General features: G+C 44.1%; 9 protein-coding genes and 1 pseudogene. 3 read left to right on the top strand and 7 right to left on the bottom strand.

The annotated features are described in order from the left end of the window. Window positions 1-575 precede the first annotated feature (575 nt). The 4 genes from B0T39_RS25395 to B0T39_RS25390 form a co-directional block, all read right to left on the bottom strand. Window positions 576-1,592 carry a hypothetical protein gene (locus B0T39_RS25395; RefSeq protein WP_141111396.1) on the bottom strand — a complete coding sequence of 339 codons (1,017 nt, stop codon included), beginning with the start codon at window positions 1,590-1,592 and terminating at the stop codon, window positions 576-578. 313 nt (window positions 1,593-1,905) lie between these two features. Next, the gene (locus B0T39_RS24320) at window positions 1,906-4,503 is read right to left on the bottom strand and encodes a TcfC E-set like domain-containing protein (protein WP_081551281.1); all 2,598 of its coding nucleotides are present in this window, start codon (window positions 4,501-4,503) and stop codon (window positions 1,906-1,908) included. Window positions 4,504-4,672: 169 nt separating this feature from the next. Further along, the gene (locus B0T39_RS24315; protein WP_081551279.1) at window positions 4,673-5,188 is read right to left on the bottom strand and encodes a CS1 type fimbrial major subunit; all 516 of its coding nucleotides are present in this window, start codon (window positions 5,186-5,188) and stop codon (window positions 4,673-4,675) included. 100 nt (window positions 5,189-5,288) lie between these two features. Then, on the bottom strand, window positions 5,289-6,023 hold the full coding sequence (locus B0T39_RS25390) for a hypothetical protein (protein WP_141111395.1): 735 nt from the start codon (window positions 6,021-6,023) through the stop codon (window positions 5,289-5,291). Window positions 6,024-6,342: 319 nt separating this feature from the next. On the opposite strand from B0T39_RS25390, the pseudogene B0T39_RS24310 reads away from it, so the two are divergent. Next, window positions 6,343-7,479 (top strand): annotated as a pseudogene (locus B0T39_RS24310) (IS3 family transposase). Window positions 7,480-8,023: 544 nt separating this feature from the next. Beyond that, complete coding sequence (locus B0T39_RS24305) at window positions 8,024-8,539, top strand: cysteine dioxygenase (RefSeq protein WP_081551277.1); 516 nt, start codon at window positions 8,024-8,026, stop codon at window positions 8,537-8,539. 153 nt (window positions 8,540-8,692) lie between these two features. Here B0T39_RS24305 and B0T39_RS24300 read toward each other — a convergent pair whose 3' ends face one another. From B0T39_RS24300 to B0T39_RS25380, 3 genes are all read right to left on the bottom strand, one after another. Next, window positions 8,693-8,932 (bottom strand): hypothetical protein, encoded by a 240-nt coding sequence (locus B0T39_RS24300; RefSeq protein ID WP_081551275.1) that lies wholly within the window; start codon window positions 8,930-8,932, stop codon window positions 8,693-8,695. A gap of 156 nt (window positions 8,933-9,088) precedes the next feature. Beyond that, the gene (locus B0T39_RS25385; protein WP_141111394.1) at window positions 9,089-9,556 is read right to left on the bottom strand and encodes a hypothetical protein; all 468 of its coding nucleotides are present in this window, start codon (window positions 9,554-9,556) and stop codon (window positions 9,089-9,091) included. Then, window positions 9,526-10,266: a winged helix-turn-helix domain-containing protein gene (locus B0T39_RS25380; RefSeq protein WP_141111393.1), complete on the bottom strand. Its 741-nt coding sequence runs from the start codon at window positions 10,264-10,266 to the stop codon at window positions 9,526-9,528. The genes B0T39_RS25385 and B0T39_RS25380 overlap by 31 nt, the downstream gene beginning before the upstream one ends. A gap of 609 nt (window positions 10,267-10,875) precedes the next feature. Between B0T39_RS25380 and B0T39_RS25765 the strand changes: the two genes are divergently transcribed. Further along, on the top strand, window positions 10,876-11,037 hold the full coding sequence (locus B0T39_RS25765) for a hypothetical protein (protein WP_176219654.1): 162 nt from the start codon (window positions 10,876-10,878) through the stop codon (window positions 11,035-11,037). The last annotated feature ends 124 nt before the right edge of the window (window positions 11,038-11,161 follow it).

The raw sequence follows: 11,161 nt of genomic DNA, 5'->3' as shown, positions 1-11,161 counted from the left end.
CTGCAAGTGCGTGCTGCCATCTTGAACCGCTTCAGCATGCTGGGCCGTCCATGCACGGTGGCGGTGGCATAAGTCCGCTTGGGGAAAGGGGAAACTCGCCCTGTTCAGGATTTGTGCAACAGCGCCTCTGCAAGGCGGTAATCCAAGCCTTCTGATGCACGAACTCGCCTGGATTGCCAGTTTGCAAAAAATCACGTGACGCCCCCCAAAATGGCAGTTTGTCTAGGAAGTTGCGTCGAATGTGGTCGCGGTATTCATGTCGTGGCCTGGTTCACTAAAAATTTCGGGGTATTCGAGGTGCCCTTTGGCATACCTACCGGGGGAAGATCAATCTAGACCATCAAACATCCACAGCATTTTCCGCGACTCCGCATGAGTCAGCGAGTGGAGCAGGAGCAAAAGCAGGAAATTTTAATCAATTTTAAATGAGCCTTGACCCTATCCTAGGGGCCGGTCACATAACCCGAAGTTTTGGCACAGCTCCGAAGATGTCGCGATCTCGGTTATCGCATAAAGCATCGCTCAAAAAGAAAACAAAACAGTTAGGGCACACTAACAATAAACTAAAATCTCACTTAAGGAACGGCACTCATTGTTAATTGAAACATCCCAAAGTAACGTCCCGCCTTAAATTTTCCTCTAGGCAACCTCTCAGTACTAACTGAGATAATCTGCTTACTGCAGCCACGATACGGACCAAAAGAGCCAGTATCAAACAGATAATTGTGACCTGGCACCATAGGTTTGTTTCCAACTATTGAGAAAAACACGTTAAACGGAATACTTTCGCCTGAGCCACTCTCGTGCCGTAAAATAGACTCTGAACTCAAGCGTATATTCACATCAGGTGAGCCAGGTCTCTCACTACGGTCAATTTTTTTTCCACAAATAGATATATCCGCTGAACCGTAAAACTCCATAGCCGCCCCCCCAATAGCTTGATTAAATTCATACATTTTCATATGAATATTTGTGTCTCCCAATATTTTTAAAGCTGGAGCAAGCACTTCAACAGAAATTTTTAACGTAAATGGTACCGCCTTAAATAAAGTACCCTGTTTGTCGCGGCTGACTGTGTCCGCCGCGACAAATTCCAAAGGCACCTCAGCAATCCAACGTCCGGGCATTAGTAGCGCAACAAGGCCTGCCGATTGCAAAGACATCTTCCAAGTCTTAGGATGATGATCAAGAGCCCCAGGCCTAAATGGTGCTCCACAAACATCCTCTCCTCTCCCATCCCAAACAAGATTTCTTTTTTGTAAGTTATTTATTGTACATTTCAGTGTTACTGGATCATGGCTAGTTTTATATGACCATGCACCGACGTTATGATGGACCCGCTCCCCAGTTTTCTCATTCACGAATACCATTGGAATCGTGTAAAGAAGGCACCCTGAACACCGAATGTATATAGTAGATGGAGCATCATAAAAATAATCCCTATATAATTCAGACACAATATCAGGAGGCAAAAACTCCATTATCACAGTGCCAGGATTCACCTTTTCCACAAAAAACTCACGACTAATAACACCTGACCATGCATTCATCACCCATAGCTTTAAAAAAACCATGAAAATATATTTATACATATAAAAATAACCCTACAAAATCAAACAAATATTATGAATTAGACCACACCCACTCTGTTCACAAACATAAATCGGTACAGCCATTGCAGGAAATATAATTGCGAAGCAAGCCATTGCATTACTTTCGCAGTAAGAGTTATAGTCTCTCAACTACAATGCTGGCCATCTATCACAACCTGCATGCTCAAAGCATTAGTATCACGCCAATACCCTACATTCAAACATCAGAAAACGAAAAATATTTCAAAAGCACATGCCGCTCATATGATCTATTAATTGCCCTCTAAAATTCCATCATTCAGCGACGAAAAATTCATATTTTGTGTGGCTTTGCTTCTTGAATACTCTCAAGCAACCGGCATTGACTGGTTCCCAAGTAAACCAACCCTGCAACATGGCGCTGCGGCACTAAATCACATAAGAATTTACCATGCGATGGGTGAGATAAATTCAGCACCTTACCTAATCGACTACTAGTCTGGAATAATGCGCCTTCGCGCTCATCCAATTGAGAGCTTGTGCCCAATATAGTCGCCCCCATCAACGAAATACCTTCAGCTTGAAAACGGCCTGCATAACTGAACTGTAGGCCTCCATTCACGTGAATGGAGCGAATACGGCCTGGAGTTAGAAAGCTGGGATGGTGGGGCAAGCCTTGCAGATGGATATCGCTAGCATCAGAGCCATCAGCAACTCCGTGCAAACTTATTTTGTCACTTTGGTAACCATCAACTCCAAGGAAAGTCATAGTGTCGTGTGGCGCATCCAACTCAAACCCTGCTTGACGTGACAAGCGGACTCCAGAAGCTCCATCCAGTTTCGGCAACTTAAGCAATATGCCGCTAGGTGCAACCCCTCCCCCCCCTCCGGGCCCCCATCCCATACCTTCCCTGCTTAACGCAAATGTTGAACGGTGAGCCAAACTGAACTGGCTACCCCACTTATTAACTTGCCGCTGCATATCGATTACAGCTTGGTTATCTCCGAAACGACCCGTACTAGTAGCACTCATGTGTGCTAGATTCACACCATTGCTCTGATCTCCTCCCACTGCCAAACCCCAGCTACGCTGGCTACCATTCTGTTGAGAAGCAGCGTGCTCTAACCGGTAGCTACCTACTCCACTGCCTTCCTTACGCCCCGCTTGTAAGTTCAAATTGGTCGTTGTCTGTCGTCCAACGTCGGAATGAGGAGTGGCACGACTCATTGACAGCGTCAACATACCACCCCGCTGGCGATTAGCATGCCGAGAAACATTCTGTCGGCTAAAGACGTTGACCTGGGTGTTCAAATTAAATCCCCCCCAACGCTTACTATGGCTCAAACCAAGCATTTTTGAATCCACTCTACGGGGAGTTTGCCCAAACATCTGTTCATGGCTTCGAGTATAACCTAGAGTAACACCATACGGACTAAACAGATTATTACTATAAAGGTTGACGTTAAAGCTTTGTCGACAACCACTAAAACGCTGCACAGCGGTTATTAGTAATGCGCAATTTTGCGTCACTTGTTGATAGTGGCTTATTTGTGCTCCAATCCCATTATTCCATGCTACAGTATGCGCCCTTGACACGATATCACGATTTGCACTCTGCATATGTGAAGCACTAAAATCCAAATTCCCGATCACCGTAGGTTTCCGCCATTCAACTTTTAGCTCATGAAATATAGATTTACTGATCGGCCATTCTGTCTTCTTACTTTCTAATGGAGAAAATGCCGACACACCTACGCTCAGCCGCAAACCGGTCATAGGCATGAAACGCATACCTATCTGGGCGCTATGTGAATTATCTGCTCTCTTCTCACTTTGATTTACAACCTGACCTGCTTGGAAAAACCAGGCAAGGTCGCTATACCCCAGTCCCATACTATTTTTAGTAAATGACTGAATTTCGTGACGCTCCCCCCCACCATTATCGTGGATACGCAAAACTATTTGATAGCTCCCCTCAGGAAATAATGTCGTATCCAAGACATGCATACCACCATCCAAGTAGTAGGTATTTAGTAAAATATCACCTCGAAATGCTTCTACTTTTGCCCTCTGCGTTAACTGAACAACAAGAGGCGATGCCAAATCTTTACTAATACCAAGATTACGATAAGCATCTGTACTTCCGACTCTTACTCCTTGAATATCGACAATTGGTAGGGTATTAAAACTAAAACCACTGCCAGATAAGGCATACAAGCCATTGGCACTCATACGCCCTACCTGCAGGTAGTGTCTAACATTCCAATCATAACGATAATACAAATCTTCCACTAAAGTCCGTCGACTCTCCCCGCCTTTGGACTTGGCAACAACCCCATTCCACCGCAAGCCTAAATAGCTCTGCTCACTCATGCCCCATGCACCATTGCCCTGCAAGGAGAAATAGCGATTTCCATTCAGATCACTACTTGCATTGAGAGCTTGATGATGCACCAAAGCACCTATATTTTCTGGATCAGGCTGATGAAATACACTCTCACTAGCTTCCAGCGGAAGCCATTCTCTTGCAAAAAAGAGCTCGACACTACTATTGTCATCATCAAATATTAATGCAACACTATTTGTATCAATGTGGCCACAATCTTTCTGCCCCGCTATGGAGCACAGCCACTGGCTATTTTTATCGAATACCTGCCTCAAAGCCTGCCTCAAGGGCTCCTGTTTACGAGCAGCAAATGGCAAACTGCCCCACAACTCTTCAGGCTCCTCAAATTGTACAGTCCCTGATCGTAACACTGCCATAAATTGACCAAGAGATTTGCCATGTAGAAACACATCCACTAAACGCCGGTCTTCCTCCAGTAAATTTTCAAACTCAGGAGGGACTTTTGCAGCATTGACAGAAAGCGGAAATCCCGCCAAAACGAATAGAAAAACCCCTCCTCTCAATAACTTCTGCTTTAATATCATTAAAATTATACCTTACCCAAAACCAATATAGCCGCACTAGCGACTATATATTTTGTGAACCCAAAAACAGGAGCTAATCACAAGCAACAAAACTCAGTAGCTGACACAAAAAAGGCATGGCTGGATGTCCATGCTTAGGGGATTCAGATCACAGCCATGCCTTCATTAATTAACTTTCCATCTCAAATCTCAAATATACCTTCCCAGTATAAACTCCAGATACTGCCTTCCCTTTTGCTTGATGCAAGGAGTTGCTTTCAGCAACAGCAGGAGACGCATCCGAAATAATAATGTTATTAACATGCAAACCGTTAACAAAGCCGTTTGCAGCCACTGTAACCGGAGCCCCCATCGTTATAGGCTGAGTACCAATGGCCACACCAAGCTTGATGCGCTTCTCACCTGTTGCATCTATTAGAAATGGCTCTTGAAACAAAGAGACTTTCATTCCTTTATCTTGGATATTTGTTACCGCCTCAAACTCCACAAGTTTAGCATTCAGGCCTACATTGGGTGTATGAACCATGGTTACGTTGGTATCCAAGAGACCACCACCACGAGCACGAACGTCCAGCCTCGAACTAATATCCGTCGTTACATTAAAAACACGATCTACTGACTCGGTAGCAAACGCACCTACAGCAAACATGGATAGGGCACTGCACAGAATAAGCTTTTTAATCATTTAGATAATCCTAAAATGGGAAATCAAATCCCTTTTCACTATCAAAGAAAATTGCACGACACCTACCTTTAAATTTCTCCCAGTGCAACACAAAGTTTTTTTACTCACTATTTTTTGCTAGTAGCTCATCGGCAACTACTTCTTTTGGCTCCTTATTATCAGGTTGAATAATAAAACGCATATACTTAATCTGATCCGAGTCACCCAGGATCATGACTTGATCTGGGTATAAATTACGCTCAGTGAATTTATGTGGTTTGCAATCATTTCCACTTACACACATACGCAAGTTTTTAACACGAAAACGCACATTTCCAGTGTTCCTCAAGCCACCATCAGGTTGTAGAGCAAAATCTACTTTTTGTTTTTTTGGCACCAATCTAACTAAAGCTCCCCAACTAATGCTTACACCCAAGGTGGCATTGATACCAAGTTGACTTTCAAATCCCCCCTCACTCTCGCGCTCTCCATCAACTGGAGAAAAGCGCACTCGAAACACTCGTTCCTTTAGACCCTTATCATCTTGAGGCAAGATACTAGCCACTCGTACAATTTTGTGAGACCGTGGCTCCAAAATTAACTTTTGAGGTGTCACCACCAAAGCCCCCCATTCAGCCGGTTGCACTTCCAACTCTTCCGGAGTTGCCGGATTTTTAATTTCATGCACAGAAATTTTTACAAATTCTTTTTTACTTCCCTCAGCCTTCACTTTAAAAACAGGGCTTTTCTTCCCAGCATCTACCACCACCATTTCGATAGGATCTACGCTAATACCTGCCACTACAGGGAATGACCAAAATACCAAAAACAAACAAGAAGAAATTTTACGAGACATGATATACCTATGAATGGCGCAGCGATTTGCGTTAATCAGTAGATCGCATTATACGAACTAACCTCCGCAAACGAAACTACATGTATTATTTAAAAATCTAAAAATTTATTACAATATCAAATTATTTAAAATTTTTGCTTCTGATTTTTACCGCGTCCATCTCCGCGTACCAACAAAGTATGGTAAGTAGGTAAAGTATGGCACCTATTTCCAATAGCCTCAGCGGCTCCTATTGATCACTGATCAAGAGAAAGGTGATCAGCATGCCCCAGCTCCTGTAAGCAATCCTGCCCTATGATTTGAACATAGGAGGATGTCCATAAGCACGCAGCGCTTCACCTCTGAATTCCAAAGAAGAAGCCATCAAACAGGTAACTGAGCACGGTTACTCGGTTGCCGAAGTTTCCGCCCGACTTGGGGTTTCCAGCCACAGCCTCTACAAATGGGTGAAAGCGGTCAGTCCAGATAACTCCGAGAAGCAGGCGACCGAGCTGATTGAGGCCAAGAGCGAAATCCTTCGCCCTAAGGCGCAACTGCGCCGCACAGAAGAAGAGCGAGATATTCTAAAAAAAGCCGCGCGGTACTTTGCCAGGGAGTCCGAGTGAAGTACCGCTTCATGAACGAGCATCGTCATGCCTGGCCACTGACGACCATGTGCCGTTTATTGCAAGTTGCCCGCGCCGGCTTCTATCAATGGCTGCATCGCCCCGAGTCCGACCACGCCAAGGAAGATACTAGATTACTGGCTCTGATTCGTGACTCGTGGCAGGCCAGTGGTGGGGTCTATGGATCTCGCCGTGTTCTGGGCGACCTGCGCGAAATCGGCGAGCTGTGTGACAAGCATCGTGTCGCCAGAATCATGCGGCAACACAGAATCAAGGCTCAGCGCGGCTATAAAGCCCCACGGCCCATTGCAGGGCGCCCCGCTTTGTTAGCCCCCAACCATCTGAACCGTGGATTCACGACATCACAGCCTGACCAAGCCTGGGTAACAGACATTACCTACATCCGCACCTGGCAGGGCTGGCTTTATCTAGCGGTAGTGATCGGCTTGTTCTCACGCAAGGTGGTGGGCTGGTCGATGAAATCTACATTGAGCCGCGAATTGGCGTTGGAATCCCTGCTGATGGCGCTGTGGCGGCGCAAGCCTACTGGTTGCGTGGTGGTCCATTCCGACCAAGGGTTGCAATATAACAGTAATGACTGTCACCGTTTCTGCCTCTCTCACGACCTTGAATACAGCATGAGCCGACGTGGCAATTGCTGGGATAACGCCGTAGTAGTGTCCTTCTTCAGCAGTCTGAAAAAGAAGCGTATCCGTAAATGAATTTACAAAACCCGCGACTTGGCCATGTCAGATGTATTCGATTACATCGAGGCTTTCTACAATCGAACCCGCCACTATAGTTACCTGGGTGGCATCCGCCTCGAGGCCTTTGAGCGGGCTTCGGCGTGAGACAGAAATTTGTCTACGGCACCCGGGGCAGTCCAGTCGAGGATCTGCGCCAGACGCATGCCGCTCATCGCACGCTCAGGAGCAATGATCACCTCTTCATGGGCCGCATCATCACCGATAGTCAGTCCGACCTTCTGCAGTCCGGTCAAATACGGACCCAATGGGCCAGACTTGAGGCCGGCAGCAGACACCCCAAGCGGTGAAGATCGGCCACTGGATCTACTTCCACTTGCCAATTTACAGCCCCTCCTCGGCATAGAGCCAATCCCTCGCTTGTGATTGGCCACCCTACAAACCTGCCATAGCTTGGCGATAATTTTTCACTGGCAAAACAAGGCTGATAAGGCTTGCCCATAAAGCCTTATTCATGATTAATTTGATTTAATGTATTGAAATAAATATCAATGATCCAGGCCAGTGAATTCATGCAAAAATATAGTCGCTTAATCTAAATACATTATTTGATTCTTGTATGCCTTGTGACGCCTCTTCTGCTCCCGGCTCGGTGCTGGTAGCATTTTTGACTTAACATAAAGGAAAGTACATGCGTGAACTGAGCGACTTGCTGACGAGCGATCAGATGGCCCCGTTGAGCACAACGGAAGTTCGACATTATTTAGAAACAATCAGCCAGATGGCCTCGGAAAATAGACTTAGTTTTCAAAACTACACACAGAGCCAGCTTGATCGCAGCCAGATATATTCTAGCCCGAGCTTTGAACTGACCTTGGTGAAGTGGAAAAATGGCCAGCAAAGCCATATCCATGACCATCAGGGGTGCATATCCGGTATACTGGTCTTGGATGGCATCGCACTTGAAACCGCGTTTAGACGCAACGGATTTGGCTTTATCTATCCAGTGAGGTTACGCTGCTTGATGAAAGGCCAGATCATAATTTCATGCAATGATGAAATTCATCAGATTGCTAATCCTCATGAGGGGCACTTGGTCAGCCTACATCTACACTCCCCTCCGCTTCGCACTACAAACGTATATACACTTGACACCCCCCATGCTGAAAAAGCTTTTGGGGTTGAAGTGTGGGACTGCGCTCTGTAACAGTATCAATTTTGTTAGGGCATCAAACCCCAGTGGCTTGATGCCCTAAACCAATTAAAAATCATGAATAGGCGCCAGATTTAAATCCGCTTATCCCCTCTATTTTAGTCGCAGAATTTTCAACGGCATAAAGCGTTGGGACGTCACCCGACTCTAACACTCTTTTTTCTCTTCAATAACTGCGATTTTTTTTGTCAGCATCTGGATTTCGTCTTGTCTTTGATTAAGAGCTTTATCTTTTAGGTCCAACTGGCACTTACACTCCATTAGCGTCAAAAAGGTTCGTTGCAACTCTTCGCGAAACACGGTTAGACTTGCATTCAACAAAGTGTTGTTTTGTTCTAATTCAACAATTTGGTGGATATATTGCGCATTTATTATATTAGTCTTCATTTGAACCTACCTTTGTAATACATTCAACATTGATGCAATACTATCTATACACCCCGCCTTCAGCAAATTACTTATCATTACCAGCGCAAAAAAAACATTACCCTCTCTTCAAGCCCTTTGCGGATGCCTTCTGCACATTCAATCTCTGCATACACACTACTTCGAATACGGTTTTTTTTCACAGAACAATGAAGGTAAGCCAAGCCTTACGAGGGCCACATAGTTGTCAACATTTTGAATGGATACACCATAAAATGTTCCAGGAGTAAGTATGTTAAAGTCATCGCCCAACGTGCCTGACTCTGACTTGTTGATAGTCGCAGAATCAATCTTGATTTTATTTATTTTACCAAGCCAATTATGCATAATTTGAACATGTGCGCTACGCAAGACATGGCTTCCATCTGACGAGTCGAAGACAAATACGATACTTTGCGAAGGGAAATCAACATCAATAAAACCATGGATCGCTGTTGAAACACCCCTTCGTTTTGGAAGATCCATCTTCCCAATATTGGCCCTACATTCCAAACTTAAATCGCTCCTGTAGTTATATACATAGGCCCCTAAATACGCGGCAAATAAAGCAACAATTAGTAATTGAATTTTATGAGATTTTCGCATTTTACCCCCGTGCCATTGTCATTAAATTTTTTACATACGTAGGTATTTTCTGAAACTTTAAATTTTTTATAGTAAATCACCTGAACACCGGTTGATACTGACAAGTTTTTAGGCATCACCCCATCAAGCAGAACCAGCTTAACACCTTGTTCAGATACTGTTCTTTCTATACCGGGAACAATAAAATCAATTGACCAAGCAGCAACCCAACCAATTGCCGCCCCCACAAAAGAAAAAATCAATACTTTTTTAAAGTACCAAACCTTTCCATTTTTTAGCTCCTGAAACGAAGGCGAAAGCATAACAACTTCTTTAGATTCCACTGTCACAGTGGCACAGTGAGAATCAGCCCCCACGTCCTCAGAATCTTTTGATAATTTAAATTCATCTAATTCATCAGAGACAAGTTCAAATTTCCCCATATATACACAGCCACGTCTCGGAATGGTTTTTATCAACTCAGGATTAAGACCAACTTCTATGAATTTTTTTCTCAAATCAAAAATCAATTTATGGTAACTTCCTTCGCTAACAACCATATTTGGCCAGACAAAATCAATAATGTTTCTCTTGTCGCTCACACCATCCAAGAGACATCTCAACAAAAGCATTTCTGTATGCCGCAATTGTAAAGGTGGCGCGCCATTTTTCTTTAGCACACTGGCTGCGGCATCAAAAACCACTAGCCCGTCATTTAAAGAGTAGATCATTTTTTAAATTGCATCTTGATGAGTAATGTACAATAATATAATTTTATACCATATTAATTTTATGGCAAAGAAATTTATATTACATCGCCGATAAACAATCTAAAATCACCTCACTCACCCCACCACAAGATCTCCCTACCAATTGGCAAGCATCGGAGCACTATTCCGTAGGGGGGACATCCAATCTAAAACACCTCACAAATCATTACATATGATTTTGTAAGTATTATTAATTTGCAAATCACAACCCATTCTTCGAGTATTGAGAAAGTGCAAATGTCGCCATGTACGAAGGCGAAGGAGGTTAAAAATGCAACCAAAACGACAAAAGGGAAGAGGCTTACAAACCGTAACCTCCGAGCTCGCAGCCATAATAGACCAATGTCTACTAGTGAAAATTGCTATCAAAAAATCCATCGAAATAAATCATTTGCTAGACGAGGCGGACATTGAATTCAAAGGGCATATCCATAAGGAGATATTCATTTGGAGAATAGCCTCGTTACGTCACGCTGGAATAGTCCTATTTACTGAGTCTAGGCACAACGAATGCGTTCAACACTTCTTAAGCCTCAAACCCCGTTATTTTAAATCCCAAAAGGTAGCAAAATGAAAAAAACCATATTAAAGATCGTTGCTTTATTAATCCTAATCAAATCACCAATCTCCATGGCTCATGTTTTGCTAACCTGCATTCCAGAACTTCCTCAGAAAGGAGAATTCAGCAAAGAATTTAATCAAGCCTTCCCAGATCTCTTGAAGGTTTCCTGATCTGCTCCCCTTAGGCCTTACCAATCAAAAGTAGAGAGAAGTCCGTCACTGAAGGAGAATGACGGACATGAAGAAGAGCAGATTCACCGAAGAACAGATCATTGGCTTTCTCAAGCAGGCCGAA

This window comes from Chromobacterium haemolyticum (assembly GCF_002081825.1).
GTDB lineage: Bacteria > Pseudomonadota > Gammaproteobacteria > Burkholderiales > Chromobacteriaceae > Chromobacterium > Chromobacterium fluminis.
The sequence above is the reverse complement of the archived record's forward strand: the minus strand, read 5'-3'. Positions and strand labels throughout refer to the sequence as shown.